This is a genomic window from Thalassococcus halodurans, assembly GCF_900108225.1.
Taxonomy (GTDB): domain Bacteria; phylum Pseudomonadota; class Alphaproteobacteria; order Rhodobacterales; family Rhodobacteraceae; genus Thalassococcus; species Thalassococcus halodurans.
This window is the reverse complement of record NZ_FNUZ01000002.1, coordinates 876,843-894,389: the sequence shown is the minus strand read 5'-3', so window position 1 is coordinate 894,389 and position 17,547 is coordinate 876,843. Positions and strand designations below refer to the sequence as shown.

16 protein-coding genes are annotated in these 17,547 nt (G+C 57.9%); 6 read left to right on the top strand and 10 right to left on the bottom strand.

Features of this window, described 5'->3' with window-relative positions; translation table 11 throughout:
- Positions 1-9: 9 nt before the first annotated feature.
- The 5 genes from C4S59_RS09325 to C4S59_RS09305 form a co-directional block, all read right to left on the bottom strand.
- Positions 10-1,824: a M3 family oligoendopeptidase gene (locus C4S59_RS09325; protein ID WP_103910167.1), complete on the bottom strand. Its 1,815-nt coding sequence runs from the start codon at positions 1,822-1,824 to the stop codon at positions 10-12.
- Between the two features lie 103 nt (positions 1,825-1,927).
- Positions 1,928-3,520, bottom strand: coding sequence for an ATP-dependent DNA ligase (locus tag C4S59_RS09320; RefSeq protein ID WP_103910166.1), 1,593 nt, complete (start codon positions 3,518-3,520; stop codon positions 1,928-1,930).
- Complete coding sequence (locus C4S59_RS09315; RefSeq protein ID WP_103910165.1) at positions 3,517-4,524, bottom strand: ligase-associated DNA damage response exonuclease; 1,008 nt, start codon at positions 4,522-4,524, stop codon at positions 3,517-3,519. Before C4S59_RS09315 ends, C4S59_RS09320 begins: the two co-directional genes overlap by 4 nt.
- 40 nt (positions 4,525-4,564) lie before the next feature.
- Entirely contained in the window at positions 4,565-5,527 is a 963-nt protein-coding gene (locus tag C4S59_RS09310) for an alpha/beta fold hydrolase (RefSeq protein ID WP_103910164.1), read from the bottom strand.
- Complete coding sequence (locus C4S59_RS09305) at positions 5,527-5,817, bottom strand: SCP2 sterol-binding domain-containing protein (RefSeq protein WP_103910163.1); 291 nt, start codon at positions 5,815-5,817, stop codon at positions 5,527-5,529. Before C4S59_RS09305 ends, C4S59_RS09310 begins: the two co-directional genes overlap by 1 nt.
- An 82-nt stretch (positions 5,818-5,899) precedes the next feature.
- Between C4S59_RS09305 and C4S59_RS09300 the strand changes: the two genes are divergently transcribed.
- From C4S59_RS09300 to C4S59_RS09280, 5 genes are all read left to right on the top strand, one after another.
- Positions 5,900-6,475: a tetratricopeptide repeat protein gene (locus tag C4S59_RS09300; protein ID WP_103910162.1), complete on the top strand. Its 576-nt coding sequence runs from the start codon at positions 5,900-5,902 to the stop codon at positions 6,473-6,475.
- Positions 6,476-6,498: 23 nt separating this feature from the next.
- Positions 6,499-9,336: a helicase-related protein gene (locus tag C4S59_RS09295; protein ID WP_103910161.1), complete on the top strand. Its 2,838-nt coding sequence runs from the start codon at positions 6,499-6,501 to the stop codon at positions 9,334-9,336.
- Positions 9,337-9,717, top strand: a complete 381-nt coding sequence (locus C4S59_RS09290; RefSeq protein WP_103910160.1) for an RNA-binding S4 domain-containing protein — start codon at positions 9,337-9,339, stop codon at positions 9,715-9,717. It abuts the gene before it with no gap.
- Between the two features lie 51 nt (positions 9,718-9,768).
- Positions 9,769-10,107, top strand: coding sequence for a ferredoxin FdxA (gene fdxA, locus C4S59_RS09285; protein WP_103910159.1), 339 nt, complete (start codon positions 9,769-9,771; stop codon positions 10,105-10,107).
- 287 nt (positions 10,108-10,394) lie between these two features.
- Positions 10,395-10,904, top strand: coding sequence for a CarD family transcriptional regulator (locus C4S59_RS09280; RefSeq protein ID WP_103910158.1), 510 nt, complete (start codon positions 10,395-10,397; stop codon positions 10,902-10,904).
- A gap of 64 nt (positions 10,905-10,968) precedes the next feature.
- Here the strand turns inward: C4S59_RS09280 and C4S59_RS09275 are convergent, their stop codons facing one another.
- Together C4S59_RS09275 and C4S59_RS09270 are read right to left on the bottom strand one after the other, a co-directional pair.
- Positions 10,969-12,834 (bottom strand): monovalent cation:proton antiporter-2 (CPA2) family protein, encoded by a 1,866-nt coding sequence (locus tag C4S59_RS09275; protein WP_103910157.1) that lies wholly within the window; start codon positions 12,832-12,834, stop codon positions 10,969-10,971.
- A 110-nt stretch (positions 12,835-12,944) separates the two neighbouring features.
- Positions 12,945-15,551 carry a hypothetical protein gene (locus tag C4S59_RS09270; protein WP_103910156.1) on the bottom strand — a complete coding sequence of 869 codons (2,607 nt, stop codon included), beginning with the start codon at positions 15,549-15,551 and terminating at the stop codon, positions 12,945-12,947.
- 166 nt (positions 15,552-15,717) lie between these two features.
- On the opposite strand from C4S59_RS09270, the gene C4S59_RS09265 reads away from it, so the two are divergent.
- The gene (locus tag C4S59_RS09265; RefSeq protein ID WP_103910155.1) at positions 15,718-16,434 is read left to right on the top strand and encodes an SIMPL domain-containing protein; all 717 of its coding nucleotides are present in this window, start codon (positions 15,718-15,720) and stop codon (positions 16,432-16,434) included.
- A 12-nt stretch (positions 16,435-16,446) separates the two neighbouring features.
- Here the strand turns inward: C4S59_RS09265 and C4S59_RS09260 are convergent, their stop codons facing one another.
- From C4S59_RS09260 to C4S59_RS09250, 3 genes are read right to left on the bottom strand one after another with little or no spacing between them, the layout of a single operon-like run.
- Complete coding sequence (locus C4S59_RS09260; RefSeq protein ID WP_103910154.1) at positions 16,447-16,674, bottom strand: ribbon-helix-helix domain-containing protein; 228 nt, start codon at positions 16,672-16,674, stop codon at positions 16,447-16,449.
- Positions 16,675-16,845, bottom strand: a complete 171-nt coding sequence (locus C4S59_RS09255) for a DUF4169 family protein (protein ID WP_103910153.1) — start codon at positions 16,843-16,845, stop codon at positions 16,675-16,677.
- A gap of 39 nt (positions 16,846-16,884) precedes the next feature.
- A complete protein-coding gene (locus tag C4S59_RS09250) occupies positions 16,885-17,481 on the bottom strand; it encodes a protein-methionine-sulfoxide reductase heme-binding subunit MsrQ (RefSeq protein ID WP_200813193.1) in 597 nt (198 codons plus the stop codon).
- Positions 17,482-17,547 lie beyond the last annotated feature (66 nt).

Here is a 17,547-nt window from a genome sequence, read left to right as displayed (position 1 = left end):
TAAACTGGCTTAGTCTTCCATCGCTTCCAGTTCGTCGATGAAGCCCTCGATCATCGACAGGCCCTTATCCCAGAAGGCCGGATCTGTCGCGTCCAGTCCGAACGGTTCCAGCAGCGCCTTGTGGTGCTTGGAGCCGCCTGCCTTCAGCATATCAAAATAGCGGTCTTGGAAGCCTTCGGGGTTTTCTTCGTAGTTCGCATAAAGCGCGTTCACGAGGCCGTCGCCGAAGGCATAGGCGTAGACGTAAAAGGGCGAATGCACGAAGTGCGGGATGTAAGCCCAGAAGGTTTCATACCCCGGCATGAATTCGAACGCAGAACCAAGGCTTTCGGCCTGCACAGACATCCACAGCGCGTTGATGTCGTCGGGTGTCAGTTCGCCGCCGCGACGGGCGTCGTGCAATTTGCATTCGAAATCGTAGAACGCAATCTGGCGGACGACCGTGTTGATCATGTCCTCGACCTTGCCAGCCAAAAGAACCTTGCGTTCGGCCTGATCCTTGGCGCTGGCCAGCATCTGGCGGAACGTCAGCATTTCACCGAACACCGAGGCCGTTTCTGCCAGCGTCAGCGGGGTCGAAGACAGCATTTCGCCCTGATCGGCGGCCAGCACCTGATGTACGCCGTGGCCCAGTTCGTGGGCCAAAGTCATCACGTCACGCGGTTTCCCAAGGTAGTTCAGCATCACGTAAGGATGTACGTCCGTGACGGTCGGATGGGCGAACGCACCGGGGGCTTTGCCGGGTTTCACGCCAGCGTCGATCCAACCTTTGGTAAAGAAAGGCTCGGCCAGATCGGCCATGCGCGGGTCAAAGCTGCCGTAGGCGGACATCACCATATCGCGGGCTTCATCCCAGCCGACGATCCGTGTGCTTTCCATCGGCAGGGGCGCGTTGCGGTCCCAGACCTGCATCACGTCAAGACCCAGCCATTTGCGCTTCAATTCGTAATAGCGATGGGACAGGCGCGGGTAGGCCGCGACAACAGCGTTGCGCAGGGCCTCGACGACCTCGGGTTCAACATCGTTCGACAGGTGGCGGCCGGTTTGCGGCGTGGGCATCCCGCGCCAGCGATCCATGATCTCTTTTTCTTTGGCCTGCGTGTTGTGGACGCGGGCAAAGGTGCGGATGTTTTCGCCAAAGACGCGGGCCAGTTCATGGGCCGCTTTTTCGCGCTGGTCGCGATCCTGTTCGGTCAACAGGTTCAGCGTCGCTTCGATGTTCAGCTCTTCACCGTCGATGTCAAAGGTCAGACCTGCGATGGTTTCATCGAACAGACGTTCCCACGCGTCGCCCACAACGCCCATGTCGTGCAGGAATTTCTCCATCTCGTCAGACAGTTGGTAGGGCTTCATTGCACGAACGCGGTCAAAGGCGGGTTTGTAGCGGGCCAGTTCGTCATTTGCTGTGAACAGCGTGTTGTAGGCGTCATCGGCCACACGGTTCAGTTCGAGCGTGAAGAACACAAGCGGCGTGGTGTACTGAGTGATCTTTTCCTGCATGTCGGACAGGAATTTTGTGCGCGACGAGTCCGTGGTCAGCTGGTAATAGCGCAGACCGGCGAACGACATGATGCGACCGGCGATGCCCTCGATCTTTTCGTGGCGCTGGACCATTTCCAGAAAACCTGCGGCGTCCTGATCGGCAATTTTTCCTTCGTAATCTTCCGCGAACGAGGCGCAGGCCTGTTCCAGCCAGTCCAGATCGCGCTTGAGTTCCGGCGCGTCTTCGGACGGATACAGATCGCTCAGATCCCACTCTGGCAAATCGCCCAAATCCTTTCCTCCGGCAGAGGCATTGGCGTCGAAAACGGGGCGGATGGTCATGCGGGGGCTCCTTATTATGCGTTGGGTCTGAAAGTGGCCTGTGCGGCGGGCAGGTTCAAGGGGCGCAGGGGGTGTTTTGCCCTACAGAGGTTAACTCTTTGCCTTAGCCGTAGGTTTCCAGCATGGCGTTCAGGTCATCCAGCGTGTTGGCCTCGGACATGGGTTTGTCGTGGCGCCAACGGCTCATACGGGGAAAGCGCAGGGCGACGCCTGATTTGTGGCGCGGGCTTTTCTGGATCCCCTCAAAGGCAATTTCGAACACATGGTGCGGCGTGACCTGCCGGACGGGGCCGAACCGTTGGATCGTGTTTTTCCTAACCCACTGGGTTATTTTGCGAAATTCGGCATCGGTCAGGCCAGAGTATGCCTTGGTGAAGGGCACAAGATCATCGCCGTTCCGGACGGCAAAGGTGAAATCGGTGAACAAGTTGGCGCGGCGACCGTGGCCTTGCTGGGCGTAGATCATCACCGCGTCGATGGTCAGCGGGTCCAGCTTCCACTTCCACCAATCGCCTTTCTTGCGTCCCGCAAGGTAGGGCGCGTCGAGATTTTTCAGCATTAACCCTTCGGCCTTGTGATCGCGGGCTGTGGCGCGTTGATCGGTCAGGCTTTGCCAGTCTTCGAAATGCAATGCGGGCGACAGGCGCACGGGGGTGTCGTCGGGTAGGGGCGCAATAAGCGCCTCAAGCTGTGCGCGGCGTTCCCGTAGCGGTGCGTCGCGCAGATCCTGTCCGTTATGTTCCAGAAGATCGTAGGCCAGCAAGATCGCGGGGGCGTCCTTCAACAGCTTCTTGGGGACTGTTTTGCGCCCGATCCGTTGTTGCAGCGTGCTGAAACCCATCGGCTGCGCGCCGTCCCAAGCAACGACTTCACCGTCAATCACGGTGCCATCCGGCAGGAAATCAAGGCTGCGGGCCATTTCCGGAAAGCGGTCGGTGATCAGTTCCTCACCGCGCGACCACAGGTGATGCTGGCCACCGCGCAGAACCAGTTGCCCGCGGATGCCGTCCCATTTCCATTCTGCTTGCCAGTTTTCCAGTTGGCCGAGTTCTTCAGGCTCGGTTTCAAGCTGATAGGCCAGATAAAACGGGTAGGGACGCGACAGGTCGGCTGTTGGATCGTCGTCCAGGATCAGGCTTTGGAATGTGACTGTCTCGGGCGTCCATCCGCCCATCAGGCGATGGGCAATCGTTGCTTCATCCTGATCCACGGCCTTGGCTAAGGCGCGGGTCATCAGTTTCTGGCTAACCCCAATGCGGAAACCGCCTGTCAGCAGCTTGTTGAACAGAAACCGTTCGGTTGGTTCAAGTTGCGACCATGCCTGAAGAATACGCTCTTTCCGCTGCTCCGGTTCCAGCGTTGCCAGCTCTCCCAAGAACTTGATCCATTGGGTCAGCGACAGGTTGCTACGAGTGTGTGATGGGGGCAGTACAAGCGCGATGGTTTCCGCCAGGTCGCCCACGATGGAATAGCTCTCTTCCAGCAGCCACAGGGGCACGTCGGCCACTTCAGATGCCCATTCGCGCAACTGTGTTGTGGTAACGGCGCGCTTGGGGCGGCGGCCGGAAAATAGGGCGATGGTCCAAAGCTTGTCATCGTCTGATGCGGTCCGGAAATAGTCCGTCAGGGCCGCAACCTTGATCGAAGTTTTTGTGGACTGATCTATGGCTTGAAACAGGTCTGCGAAGGCCTTCATGCGGCATCCTCACTATCCTGATCGGTGTCGCCGAATTCCGTCGGAACTACTTGTGCCGTGTATCCGGTGTTATTTAAGTGTTGGGTGAATATATCCGTGTAACCATGTGTTACATATATGTTTTCCGCACCTGTATTTTTGATCGCGCTTAGCAGCCCGGTCCAGTCTGCATGATCCGAAATGACAAAGCCGCGATCCGCTGCACGCCTGCGACGTATGCCACGCAACCGCATCCAGCCAGAGGCAAATCCGCTGGAAACAGGTCCGAACTTTTTGGCCCAATTAGACCCCAAGGCGGCTGGCGGCGCGATTACGATACCGCCTTTGTGGGCCTTTGCGTCAGTGTCCTGAGTTACCGCAATGGTTTCTGGCAAATCGTACCCTTGGGTGCGCAAAATCGCGTTTGTTGCCTCGACGGCTGTGTGGGTCATGATGGGGCCGATGGACGGGTCCAGCATCTTCATCAGGCGCTGCGCTTTGCCCAGGGAATAGGCCCCCAGAATAGCGGTTTTGCCGTCCGCCGCGCAGTCGGCCCACCATTGGTTCAGGTCCTTCGCGACTTCGGCTTGCGACGGCCATGTGAAAACCGGCAGGCCAAAGGTGCTTTCGGTGACAAAGCTGTGGCACTTCACCGGTTCAAAAGGTTCGCTCAACCCGTCATTGGTGACCTTGTAGTCGCCCGAAACGACCCAGACCTCGCCCCCGACTTCGACCCGTATTTGTGCTGATCCGGGAATATGCCCTGCCGGATGAAACGACACAGTCGCATCGCCGATCTTCTGTGTTTCGCCATAGGCTATGCCCTGACTTTGTATGTCGCCTAACCTGTGATGCATCACCGGCAGCGCCTGATGCGTCGCCAGATAGCGCTGGTGGCCCGAACGCGCATGATCCGCGTGGCCGTGCGTGATCAACGCGCGGTCCACGGGACGCCACGGATCGATGTAGAAATCACCCGCGGGGCAATAGATGCCTTTATCGGTAAAAATCAGCGCGCCGTTCATTCCCTAAAGATAGGACACGCGGCGCGTTGTGCCAGTGATATCAGCCGGATGCTGCCAAGCGTTGCGCATCCTGATGGACGTCGTAGTGGGCAACCATCCGTTTTGTCAGCGCATCGCGCGTATCGGGGCTGTCCATAAGCACTTCGTGTTCGCCATCGGTAACGCGAACAAGTTCACCGTTCGGCCATTTCGCCATACGGCTTTCGATCCTTGGAACATCAACGATACGTTCGTTTGTTCCCAGCAGCGTCAGGCAGGGGATGTCCGGCGAATCCTGCGATGCCAGTTCGCGGCATTCCTGAAGCGCTTCGTTCAGCCAGCGCAAAGACGGGCCGCCCAGTTCCAGATCAGGGTTGGCTGTCAGTTGTGATCGCATCAGATCGAACATCTCGCGATCCGTGGTCAGCAGATTGTCTTCGAAATCCGCGGCTAGCACATAGCTTTCCCCACGAGAGCCGGGAACGCTCAGGTGCCCGAGGCCCAGTTGCTTGCCACCCCAACTAAGCACCCAAGCGGCAGAGCGCATGGGGGTCGTCAGGTGAATGCCCCACATCGGCCCCGAGAATACGGCGGAATTTACGGGCAGGCCATTGATCAGGGATCGCAACCCGATGCAGCCGCCCATGGAATGGGCCAGCAGATGGTAGGGGCGTGGAAGGTCCAGTTCCTCAGCCGCGGCCAAGACGGCCTCGACATCAAGTTGGTAGTCCGAGAACTGATGCACATGGCCGGGCATCGGGTCTTCCAAAAGGCGATCTGCCAGACCCTGGCCCCGCCAATCCACGGCAAGCGTTGTATAGCCCGCAGCGGCCAGATCGGCCGCTGTTTTTCCATATTTTTCAATGTACTCCGTTCTGCCCGGGAAAAGCAGAACGGTGCCTTTTGCCTCTTCTGACGGAAAGTGGCCAACCCGCAGGCGGACACCATCGGACGTTTTTATCCAGTAGGCACAAGACCCGTCGGGCGCATGTGCGAGTTCCGTCAGAAAAGGCGCTTTTTCCATCAGGAAAGAACCTGCGCCAGCTTCATCGCTGTGCCCATGTCGCCGTCGATTGTCAGCCGACCGCCCATAAAGGCCGCTGTCGGGTCCAGTTCGCCGTCAAAGATTTCGCGGAACGTGTCGGCATCTGCGCTGAGTGTTACGTCGGCGTCGTCATCGCTGGCACGTGCGCCGTCACCGTCGATGACAAAGCTGCCTTCGCCTTCGATGTCGAACTTGGCGCTGCCATCAAAGCCGTTGCCGTCCATTTTTTCGTTCAGGGCCTTGATTGCCTCGTCTACGATCGTGCTCATGTGCGCAGTCCTTCCATTCTTTTACTGTGCATGCACAGCGCGGCTTTTCATTCCCACGATGTGCGCTAAACTCTGGGGTACCATGAGCACCTTAAGCGTCAATTTCAAATCTACCGTCGCGGCACTTTTGATCGGAGTAGGGAATTTCTTACCCGCAGCCGGATTTGCCGAGGTCGGAACCGAACGATCGGATGACCTGATCAGGCAGCTTGCAGAAGCGCCGGATGCTGACGCTGCACGTTCACTAGAGCGCGAGATTGAGCTTGAGTGGTCTAAATCGGGCTCGGTTTCGATGGATTTTCTGTTGAAACGGGGGCGGGATGCGCTGGCTGTGAATGATTTCGGGTTGGCGATTGATCATTTGACCGCACTAACGGACCATGCGCCGGATTTCGCCGAAGGTTGGCACACGCTCGCTATGGCTTATTTTAATGCGGATATGGTGGGGCCAACGATGTATGCGCTTGAGCGTACTCTAGCCCTTAATCCGGATCACTTTGGCGCACTGCGGGGCTTGGGCGCGGTTTTTGACCAAATCGGTGATCCTGCGCGGGCATACGATGCCTACGATAAGGCGCTGTCGATTCGTCCGTTTGACAAAGAAGTCGAAGAGGCACGGGATCGTCTTACGGCCCATTCGCGCGGAACGACGCTGTAATCTGACAAGGAAACCCCAGCCTTATGGCGCAACGCTCTCGGATCGCGGCCATCCTTGGCCCGACCAACACCGGAAAAACCCATTACGCAATCGAACGGATGCTGGCACACAAAACCGGCATCATCGGGCTGCCGCTGCGTCTGCTCGCACGCGAGGTCTATGATAAGATCGTCATGGCGCGCGGCCCGTCCGTCGTAGCGCTGGTGACGGGCGAGGAGCGGATCGTCCCGCCGCGCGCCAAATATTGGGTCTGCACGGTTGAGGCGATGCCGGAAGGCATGGGCACGGACTTTGCCGCGATTGACGAAATCCAGCTGTGCGCGGATCCAGAGCGCGGTCATGTCTTTACCGACCGCCTGCTGCGTATGCGCGGCACGAGCGAGACGCTGTTCATGGGGTCCGACACCATGCGCGGCCCCATCGGCGCACTGGTTCCAGGTGTCGAATTCCTGCGTCGCGACAGGATGAGCCAATTAACCTACACTGGTTCGAAAAAGATAAGTAGGCTGCAGTCAAGGTCGGCAATCGTCGGGTTTTCGGTTGATAATGTGTATGCGATAGCCGAGCTTCTTCGCCGCCAAAAGGGCGGTGCGGCGGTCGTAATGGGGGCGCTTAGCCCGCGAACCCGCAATGCTCAGGTCGAACTCTATCAGAACGGAGAGGTCGACTATTTGGTGGCCACCGACGCCATCGGGATGGGTCTGAACCTAGACATCGATCACGTCGCATTCTCATCGTTGACCAAGTTCGATGGTCGCCGGATGCGGCCCCTTGCGCCTAATGAATTGGCCCAAATCGCAGGCCGCGCGGGCAGGGGGATGAGCAACGGGACGTTCGGCGTCACTGGCGAGGCACCGCCGCTTTCCGAAGATGTGGTCGACGCCATCTGTAACCATCGCTTTACCCCAATCAAAAAGCTGAATTGGCGGAATGCCGATCTGTCTTTCGGGACCATCGACGCGCTGATCCATTCGCTGGAAGCGAGCCCGAAAAACGAACTTCTGGTCAAAGCGCGGGAAGCCGATGATCTGATGGCGCTGAAAGCGCTGTCCAATCAGGCCGAGGTGCGGGCGCGCGCCAGTTCTGCGCCATCGGTCAAGTTGCTGTGGGATGTCTGCCGCGTTCCTGATTTTCGTGGTATCAGTCATGCGGAACACGCGTCACTTTTGGACGTTATCTATGGGCATCTGCACGAAAGAGGCACATTGCCCGAAGATTTTGTCGCACGACAGGTAAAGAGGCTTGATCGTACCGATGGGGACATTGATACCCTATCCAAAAGACTGAGCTATATACGAACGTGGACATATGTCGCGCAAAGGAATGGCTGGGTTTCTGACGAAATGCATTGGCGCGACACGACCCGCGCTGTAGAAGACAGACTGTCGGACGCACTACACGAGCGTTTGACTCAAAGATTTGTAGATCGGCGCACCAGCGTTCTGTTGCGCCGATTGAAACAGAAGGAGGCCCTCTTGGCCGAAGTAAATGACAAGGGTGAAGTGACCGTCGAAGGCGAATTCGTCGGTAAACTGGAAGGGTTCCGTTTCCGTCAGGATAAGGATGCCACTGGACAAGAAGCCAAAACGCTGAAGGCAGCGTCCGTTCAGGCGTTGCAGCCGCATTTCCATCTGCGGGCGGACCGGTTCTATAACGCGCCGGATACCGAGATCGATTTCACCGAACAGGGTGGCCTCATGTGGGGCGACCAGGCGGTGGGTAAGCTTGAAAAGGGCGACGATCCTTTGAAACCGCGTGCGGTGGCCTTTGTCGACGACGAAGCTGGTCCCGATGTTGCGCAAAAGGTCCAGCGCCGTTTGCAGCACTTCATCGACCGCAAAGTCGCCAGCCTGTTCGAGCCTCTTCTGAACATTCAGCGTGACGAAACCCTGACCGGTCTGGCTAAGGGCTTTGGCTACCGCATGGTCGAGGCGATGGGCGTTGTGGCCCGTGCCGACGTTGCTGATGATGTGAAAGCACTGGATCAGGACGCGCGCGGCACGTTGCGCAAACATGGTATCCGCTTCGGCCAGTTCACCATCTTTACGCCGCTGCTTCTAAAACCGGCTCCGACGCGCCTGCGTCTGGTTTTGTGGTCTTTGAACAATGGCTTGGACGTGTTTCCTGAAGCGCCGCCTCCGGGTCTGGTAACGGTTCCTGCGCAGGCCGACACGCCTGCAGAACACCACACCGTATCCGGTTATCGCGCTGCGGGTGCCCGTGCGATCCGTATCGATATGCTGGAGCGCTTGGCTGATATGGTACGTAGTGAAAACAGCCGCGCGGGCTTTGAAGCCACCGCTGACATGCTGTCGATCACCGGCCTGACACTGGACCAGTTCGCGGATCTGATGGGCGGTCTGGGCTATCGCGCTGAAAAGGGCGAACGCGCCAAAGTGAAAGCGGTTGATGCAGTTGTTTCCACCGATGGTTCCCCCGAGGTCGACGCCGATGCTCCGGTGATGGATGTTGCAGCAGAAGCAGACGCCGCACCTGCGCAGCCCGAAGCGGACGCATCTGCGACACAAGAGCCCACACCCGAGTTTGAAGCCGCGGAAACTCCGACCGGCGAAGCCCCTGACGGCGACACCGGCGGCCCCGAAATGGAGGTTTTCTACACCTTCACTTGGGGTGGCAACCAGAAGCGTGGCAATGCCCGCCGTGATGGTCAGAACGCACCGCGTGGTGACCACAAGGGCAAGGGTGGCAAAGGCAAGCCGAAAGGTGGCAAGCGTGGTGGTCCTCGTGACAACGCGCAAGGCGGCCGCAAGTTCGAGGCGCGCCCACCGAAAAAGGAAAAGGCTATCGATCCCGATAACCCGTTTGCCGCAGCGCTTATGGGGCTGAAGGATAAGGGCTAAGTGTCCGAGACACCTGCCAAAATCCGTATCGATAAATGGCTTTGGCATGCGCGTTTCTTCAAGACGCGCAGCCTTGCCGCCAAAGTGGTTTCATCCGGACATGTCCGGGTGAACAGCCTGTCGATCGCCAAACCCGCGGTTCAGGTGACCGCTGGCGATGTCCTTACCTTTCCCCAAGCAAAAGACGTTCGTGTGATCCGTGTCGTGGCCTTGGGTGAACGGCGCGGGCCAGCCCCCGAAGCGCAGGCGCTGTACGACGATCTGGATCCCCCAAAACCCAAAGAGCGCGCACCGGCAGCGCCTAAATATGAGGGCAAGGGGCGACCGACAAAGCGCGACCGTAGACTTATTGATCAATCTCTCCGTGATGCGCTTGAATGATCTGGCAGCTTGTTCTAGCTGTCTCTCAGACAAAATGACGGACCCGAGAGAATGACTTACATCGTCAATGACAATTGCATCGCATGTAAATACACCGACTGTGTGGAAGTTTGCCCAGTAGACTGCTTTTACGAAGGCGAGAATATGCTGGTCATTCATCCCGACGAATGTATCGACTGTGGTGTATGCGAACCGGAATGCCCCGCTGACGCGATCCGCCCCGACACCGATGCGGACGCCGAGAAGTGGGTAGAATTCAACCGTAAATACTCGGAACTCTGGCCCGTTATTATCACCAAGAAAGACCCGCTGCCCGAAGCTGAAGAGCGTGACGGCGAAGCCGGCAAGCTTGAGAAGTACTTCTCTGAAGCACCCGGTGAGGGCGGTTAACGCCCGATTCGGCAAGCCGCGTCGAGCAAGCAGGATCAGCCTTCGCCTTTTGGCGTAAGGCTATGAATACTTGGCGCTTTTTGCCTTTTTAGCTGCCGCTATCATAGGCGCTGATTTTGTGGTATACTTTGCCACGGATATGAAATCACCTTTGTCACATACGAACGGGTTAGCTGCACCCGAGATCAACTGATCTGACAACTGAAATCAGACGGGCGGAAAATCTATGTTTTCCGGTCGTCTTTGTTGTCGTCTAAGGACGTAGGTGGATACCTGAGGAAGCCTGAATGACCAAAACAAAAAAGTCCGAATTCCGCCCGAACGACTACGTTGTCTACCCTGCGCATGGCGTAGGCCAGATCATGTCGATCGAAGAGCAGGAAGTCGCCGGCATGTCGCTGGAACTGTTTGTTATCTCTTTTGAAAAAGACAAAATGACCCTGCGTGTGCCCACGCACAAAGCGACCGAAATTGGTATGCGGTCCCTGTCGTCGCCCGACGTTGTGAACGCGGCGATGAAAACGCTGAAAGGCAAAGCCAAGGTCAAGCGCGCAATGTGGTCGCGTCGTGCTCAGGAATACGAACAGAAGATCAACTCGGGCGATCTGATCGCGATTGCCGAGGTTGTTCGCGACCTGCACCGTGCTGACGACCAGCGCGAGCAGAGCTATTCCGAACGTCAGCTTTATGAAGCGGCGCTTGAGCGTCTGACACGCGAAGTGGCGGCCGTCTCTGGTGGTGACGAAGTCGCAGCCGCAAAGCAGGTGGACGACGTGCTGGTGTCCCGCGCGGCGTAAGCTTTGCTTCGATAAGATTGAAAAGGCCGTGCGACAGCGCGGCCTTTTTTGATTCCGCCGTAACCTATTTGGCCGAGGTGCTGTGTAGCGCCGACAAAAGGGCGGTTTCCAAGTCTTTCTCAAGCTCTTTGGCGCGTTCGATATAGGCTTGGTTGTCCTCGGGCGCGATGTTCGGATCCCAGACCTTGGCCAGTTCGCGGACAGTCATACGGTCGTGGTGGAAGAATGTCTTCTGCGCCTCGGCGGCTTCGTATTCCGTCAGGCCGATGTTCTCGAGCACATAGCGACCTGCACGGATAGAACTGTCAAACATCTCGCGTACGATGTCATCCGCACCGGCTTGATAGAGCTCGTATACGTGGGTGCGGTTGCGGGCGCGGGCGATGATGTGCAGGTCGTCGCCACGGGTTTTCCGTGCATAGGCCACCAGCCGGTTTGTCGACTGCGGGCTGTCCAAAGCGACGACAAGAACCTTGGCGGTGTCCAGACCCGCTGCATGCAAAAGCTCGGGTCGTGTGGGATCGCCAAAGAATCCCTTGAATCCGAAGCGTCGCATCAACTGAATGGTTTGCATGTTGTGGTCCATGACCACCGTTTTAAATCCGGTGCTTTGCACCATGCGGTTCACAATCTGGCCGAAGCGGCCCACGCCAGCGATGATCACAGGCGCGGTGTCGTCGATTTCATCATGGGGCTGCGTTTCTTCGGTGTCGCCCATGCTGCGCGTCAGAAGCTCGAAGAAGATAAAGAACAGCGGTGTCAGCAACATCGACAGGGCAATGACCAACAGCAGGATTTCCGACAGCGCAGGCGTCAACACGCCCTGAGTGAGTGAGAAGGAGATCAGGACAAAGCCGAATTCACCCGCCTGCGCCAAGCCAAGCGTAAACAGCCATTCGTCGCGGTCTTTCAGGCCGAACGCTTTGCCCAGAATGAACAGGATGATGCCCTTGAGGAACATCAGCCCAAGGGCAAGGGCCGTCAGTGTCAGGGGATCGGCAAAGAGGGTTTCAAAACTGATGCCCGCACCAACCGTGATAAAGAACAGGCCCAGCAAAAGCCCTTTGAACGGTTGAATGTCGGATTCCAGTTCGTGGCGGAATTCGCTGTTCGCCAGAACGACGCCTGCCAGAAATGTGCCCAAAGCGGGCGAAATTCCCACAAGGATCATCAGAAAGGCGATGCCGATCACGATCAACAAGGCCAGCGCTGTGTACATCTCACGCAGGTGTGCGCTGTGAATAAAGCGGAAGAGCGGGCCGACAAGGTAAACGCCCCCCAGAATAATGGCGCCGATCACCCCTAAGGTCACCAGTGCCACGCCCCAGCCGGGCAGGCCTTCGACCAGCGACATGCTATGATGTGCTGCATCCTCAAGATCGCGGGTGATGGACCCGTCGGGACCAAAGCTTAGAACTGTGGGACCGGCGAGCAGGGGCAGAAGCACCAGCATGGGAATGACGGCGATGTCTTGTGTCAGAAGGACCGAGAAGGTCGACCTGCCGCCAGCTGTCTGGATCAGGCCCTTTTCCGTCAGCGTCTGAAGGACAATCGCTGTCGAGGACAGCGCGAGGATCATGCCCACCGCAATCGCTGTTTCCCAAGCCAGTCCTAGCATCATGCTGGCGGCTGTGACCGCGGCCATGGTCAGGACGATCTGCAAACCACCCAACCCCAGCAGCTTATGGCGCATGTCCCACAGCGTGCGGGGTTCAAGCTCGAGCCCGATCAGGAACAGCATCATCACAACACCGAATTCGGCAAAGTGCTGTAGGTCCGAGGATGCTGTGACCAGCCCGAAAACCGGTCCGATCAGGATACCTGCGGCCAGATAGCCAAGGACAGATCCCAGCCCCAGCCGAGAGGCGATCGGTACGGCAATAAGTGCTGCCAGAAGGTAAATAGATGCTTGAGAAAGGAAGGTTTCCATCACGTGCCCGAAATTTCGTAGTTCGTTTCAGGATGGAGAATTTCAGGCCAGAGGCAAGCCGTTTCGGCGGCTAAATCAGCGCAGGGACGATCAAAGGGCTGAAGTAATGCTCAGCCCTTCGGCATCTGGAGCGTGATGTTGCGGCCACCTTTGGTGTAGCGCAGTTGGTTTTCGCCAATCGCCGACACGCGTCCGCCATCGATCCGGTCACCAACTTTGACCTTTTTGTATTCACCGTTGGACAAACGGACCAGCGCGCGGCGGTCGGACGGTTGTCCATAAACGCCGATCAGATTGATCTTGCGCAGGTTCAACGCGTTTTTCACCGTCGCGTCCTTGGCCACAGAACCACTGGACGGGGCGACCGGTTTAACGGTTTTCGGCGCAACAGAGGCAACTTGTTGCGGTTCCGGTTCGGTGCGTTGGGATTTCGATACGATCGAGGCGATGTCGCGGGGGCGGGGCATCGGGTGCAAGGACGCTACCACCGCTTGTGCGGTTGCGGTAATGTCATCTTCGGCGTCTTGCTGGGGGGAATTCGGGCGCGCCATGGGGCGCAGTTTGGCCAGCTCGGACAGTGTGCGGCCTGCGTTGTTGGCGCGTTCGTTCTGTTCGATCAGGTCTGTCGGGCGTGCATTGGGGCGGACGGGTGACAGGCCCTGAAGGCGTCTGAGAGTTTCGGTTAAAGGTTCAAGTGCGGCTTCCTGTGTGCCTTCCGCCGCAGTGTCGCCTGTGTCAGGCGTGGAAGGCACAAGAATTTGTCCATTTGCGCCACGAATGGGCGGAACAGCCGGAGGTTTGCCGGAAAAGATGCGGACCCCGTCAGGATTTAACGATCCTTCCAGTGTCGCGATCACCAACCCGCGTTGATCCAAGGCAAAGACTGTCCCCGCTGGCAGGGGCGACATTGGCGTGTCAAAGGACAGCGGCTCTTGTGCGACAGAGGCGGGAAGGGCGACTGCATCGAATTGTCCGACGTTGGGATCAATCGACGGGGCATAAACATCGTCAGCCGACCGCGTGCTGATCAGGGCCGGCATTGCAGGCCCGCGCAGCCAGATGCCGGTTGCAGCATAGGTGGCCTCTGCCTCTTCCTCGGTCAGCGGAACCATTTCGATCGGTTGCGACAGGGCCGAGGATAGCTCTTCGTTATCCTGTGAAAGATCGGTGAGGGTCGCATCCGGTTGCGTCAGCGCAGCCAGTTCGATGACCTCTTCTTCCGCCGGTTGGGCATCCTGCTGCAGATCAACGGCTTCTTCTGTCAGCGGTACGTCGGGTAGGGCCGCCACTTGCGTGTCTTCGCTACGGAAGAAACGTACCAGACCGTCGTCCAGAAAAACCGAAGCCCAAGCGGCCACGCCAGCAAGGAACAACAACAAAAGCGTTGTCAGCATCAGGCCCAGGAAGCGGGGTTTGCCGCCAACCTTTACCTCTTCCTCGCGTGCGCCGAAGATTGTCATCTTCTGGCGTTCGTCCGCGTCGATCCGTGCTTTCTGCTTTTTGTCTTTGCGAGACGGTTTCGCCGCCGGAATGTCTGTTGCGGTGTCTGCCACGGCAACGGATGCGGGCGCGCTGACCTCGGGCGGAGGCGTGGATTTGGAACGCCTTGTGAAAAAGCCCTTTGAGGGAGGCGTTTCAACGGCAGGTTCAACCGGCGCGGGGCGCGGTTTGGACAGGCTTTCGCCAGCCGCGTCCGGCGTTGTTTCAAGTTTCTTTTCCGTGGGCGCGTCCAGCCGGTCGATCGATGCAGGAACAACCGGCGGTGCCGTGCCTGCGCTGATGGCTGCAGGGATCGGGGTGATCCGCGCTGGTGCCGAAAGCTTGGTCTCGATCTTGGGGGCTGCGCCAGGTGTGTCCGTCGACTGCGTCGCCGCGCCCAGTTTCGGGGCGGCAGCGTCGGGGATTTGGCCGTCGGTCACGCGCAGCGGTGCTGCCTGTGCGGGGGTGCGAATTGAGGAAAAGACCTGCGGGCCTGTTTCTTCAGCCGCAATTGCAGCCGGTTCTTCAATGGCTTCGTCGACGGCATCGATTGTTTCAGGGGCGGACACCTCGGCAACTGGATCAGCTGGTTCCGGCTCGGTCTGGGCCGCGAGCTCTTCTGCTTTGGGTTCGGTTTGCGGGGCCGTTGCCACTTCGGGTTCTGGCGCGATCTCGGGCTCTCGTTCAGGCAGGGGCTCTGGCTCTGGGGTAGGCTCTGGCATCGGGACGATCTTGATCGCCTGCTTTTCCGGCGTCTGAACCGCGCCGCGCCAGCTTTCTGGTTGGCCAAAGAAAACTTCGCGGTTGAACGATCCGTTGGGGGGGACGGCCACGAAGGATGCCGGAGCAAATCCATGCTCTACAGCAAAGACTTCGGCCTCTTCCAATGTGTCACGGGCGACCGCCGCAATCTGGACCTGTCCGGATTTTTCAACCCAGTCAAAATCGAGTTGGTCCACCGCATAGGGCGTCGCGCCGTCAAGGGCCGCTTCAACCTGAGCGTCAGCGACGTTGCCGTCGCTTTGGATAGACAGATATTTGATCTGGTCATTCGGCACGATCAGTTTAACCGCGACGCCGTTGTTGTCTGTTGCGTCAGCCTGTTCGCGAAGCCCATCCATCGCTGCGCTAAGGTCGCCGTCAAAGCCAGCTGTGCCGAGCTCGGCCCAGCCGCCAGCAACCCGCTTTAAAAGCGTAATGCCGTCAAAAGACAGATTAAGTGCAAAATCCGGTTTCATGAACGTGTCTTTACCATCAGCGTTTGTCCGAGGGGAGTCGCAACTGCGTGTCAGCACACAATAAAGCAAAGGTTTGCCGACGAAATATCGCTCGCTTGAAGCCATTCAAGTGGCTTGCCATGTTGATAGGGTGATCGGCTTAGGTCACATATTTTGGAGACTTCATATGAAGCTTGTACGCGCATTGACCGTCGTATCCCTTGTTGCATTGCCTTTTCTGGCGTGGAACAGCCCCGTTATCGCAGATGAAAACGATATCGCCGCGCGGCTCAGCGTATCAGGCGAAGGCGTCGCGACTGCTGTTCCTGACATGGCGACCATCACGCTGGGTGTTCGTGCGCAGGCTGAAACAGCCAGCGACGCGCTGGACCAGACATCGGCAGTGGGGGCGGATATTCTGGCAAAGCTGGAAGAATTCGACATCGAAGCGCGCGACGTCCAGACCTCTGATTTGTCGCTGAACCCGATTTATACGCGGAACAACTCAGGCAATGAGGCGCCCTTGATCGTCGGGTTCGAGGCATCGAACCGTGTCACCGTGCGCGTTCGTGACCTTGATCGTTTGGGTGCCGTTCTGGGGGCCGTAACGGGCGAAGGTGCGAACCAGATGTACGGCCTTAACTTTGGCTTTGAAGATACGGATGCGATGATGGACGAGGCCCGCCGCAAAGCCGTTGCCGATGCCCGTGCCAAAGCCGAGTTGTACGCCGAAGCTGCCGGCGTGACATTGGGCCGTGTGATCAGCCTGAGCGAACAGGGTGGTTTTCGTCCCGTGCCCATGCCTGTCGCCGAAATGCGAATGGCCGCAGATGCGGTGCCGATCGCGGCTGGTGAAAGCGCGCTATCGGCATCCGTTTCGATGGTGTTCGAGATCGTCCAGTAGCGCCCAGTAGGGCTAGTTGCTAAGCTGCTCTTTGAGTGAGTTCAGCACATAAACCCGTATAGCCGAGGCAAGGCCCGTGTCGATTTCACGGGCCGCGTCAATTTCGGCCGCCAATTGGTTCAGGGGTTTTTCTTGTCTCTCGGCCAAGCGCCTGAATTCAAGCCAGAATTCATCTTCAAGTGAAACCGACGTGCGGTGGCCTTTTAGGGTTAGGGATCGTTTAACAGGTGGTCCGCTCATTCAACTCTTCTTACCGTCCAAATCGCGCTTTGAACGCTCGTTATTTGCTTTGTCTACCGATTTCTGATGTTTTGTTCGGCCGAATTTTACAGCATTTTCATCCGCTTGCGCGCGTTCTTCCGAACGCTTGCGGGCTTTTTTGAAACGGTTGAGGTTGATGACTTGTGCCATAACGCCATCATACCTCAACCGTTCGCTTCGTCCAGCGTGCTATGCGGGGGACATTCGACTGGGACGAAGATACCAGTACCAGATGCGGTAGGCTTCCAGTAACGCGAGGGGGGTAAAGTGCACGATGGCTGCGGTCGGATCGCGCCAGTCATGCAGGGCGGCCCAGTGGACCAGTGTCAGAACCGCCGCTGGATAGGTCCATCGTTGCAGGGTTTTCCAGGCAGGGCCCATCTTGCGCACGAAGTAGTCCATCGACGTCACCGCCAAAGGAATGAAGATCGCGAAGGCGGCCCAGCCGGTCCAGATGTACAGGCGGGGAAGTTGCTGCAGCATCCGTTCGATGGTGGCGGCGTCGTAGATATAGAACACGGTGTGCAGGGCGGCGTAGGCAAAGGCCGCAACGCCGAAGTAGCGGCGGTTCTTCCGCAGCCAACGCGGCCCGCGCCAGCCTTTGAACAACATGCAAAGCGGGGTGGCCAGCATGGCGATGATCAGGAAACGTGCGGAAAATTCGCCTGTGGGATGAAGCAGAATGTGAACGATGCGCGGGTTGGTCGAGGTGGCAATTTCGTAGGCCATACCAAACGCGGGCAGGGATAAAACAATCCAAAGCCAATAGGGGGAAAGCCGGGACATAAGGGGCCTCATAATTAGGTGCTAAAACCGAATAGCTGAGGTAGTACGTGCGTCCGTCGGATTTCC

Bases quoted from the DNA above. Each gene is read 5' to 3' on its own strand.
- C4S59_RS09325 (WP_103910167.1), bottom strand. From the start codon at position 1,824: ATGACCATCCGCCCCGTTTTCGACGCCAATGCCTCTGCCGGAGGAAAG.
- C4S59_RS09320 (WP_103910166.1), bottom strand. From the start codon at position 3,520: ATGAAGGCCTTCGCAGACCTGTTTCAAGCCATAGATCAGTCCACAAAA.
- C4S59_RS09315 (WP_103910165.1), bottom strand. From the start codon at position 4,524: ATGAACGGCGCGCTGATTTTTACCGATAAAGGCATCTATTGCCCCGCG.
- C4S59_RS09310 (WP_103910164.1), bottom strand. From the start codon at position 5,527: ATGGAAAAAGCGCCTTTTCTGACGGAACTCGCACATGCGCCCGACGGG.
- C4S59_RS09305 (WP_103910163.1), bottom strand. From the start codon at position 5,817: ATGAGCACGATCGTAGACGAGGCAATCAAGGCCCTGAACGAAAAAATG.
- C4S59_RS09300 (WP_103910162.1), top strand. From the start codon at position 5,900: ATGAGCACCTTAAGCGTCAATTTCAAATCTACCGTCGCGGCACTTTTG.
- C4S59_RS09295 (WP_103910161.1), top strand. From the start codon at position 6,499: ATGGCGCAACGCTCTCGGATCGCGGCCATCCTTGGCCCGACCAACACC.
- fdxA (WP_103910159.1), top strand. From the start codon at position 9,769: ATGACTTACATCGTCAATGACAATTGCATCGCATGTAAATACACCGAC.
- C4S59_RS09280 (WP_103910158.1), top strand. From the start codon at position 10,395: ATGACCAAAACAAAAAAGTCCGAATTCCGCCCGAACGACTACGTTGTC.
- C4S59_RS09275 (WP_103910157.1), bottom strand. From the start codon at position 12,834: ATGGAAACCTTCCTTTCTCAAGCATCTATTTACCTTCTGGCAGCACTT.
- C4S59_RS09270 (WP_103910156.1), bottom strand. From the start codon at position 15,551: ATGAAACCGGATTTTGCACTTAATCTGTCTTTTGACGGCATTACGCTT.
- C4S59_RS09265 (WP_103910155.1), top strand. From the start codon at position 15,718: ATGAAGCTTGTACGCGCATTGACCGTCGTATCCCTTGTTGCATTGCCT.
- C4S59_RS09260 (WP_103910154.1), bottom strand. From the start codon at position 16,674: ATGAGCGGACCACCTGTTAAACGATCCCTAACCCTAAAAGGCCACCGC.
- C4S59_RS09255 (WP_103910153.1), bottom strand. From the start codon at position 16,845: ATGGCACAAGTCATCAACCTCAACCGTTTCAAAAAAGCCCGCAAGCGT.
- C4S59_RS09250 (WP_200813193.1), bottom strand. From the start codon at position 17,481: ATGTCCCGGCTTTCCCCCTATTGGCTTTGGATTGTTTTATCCCTGCCC.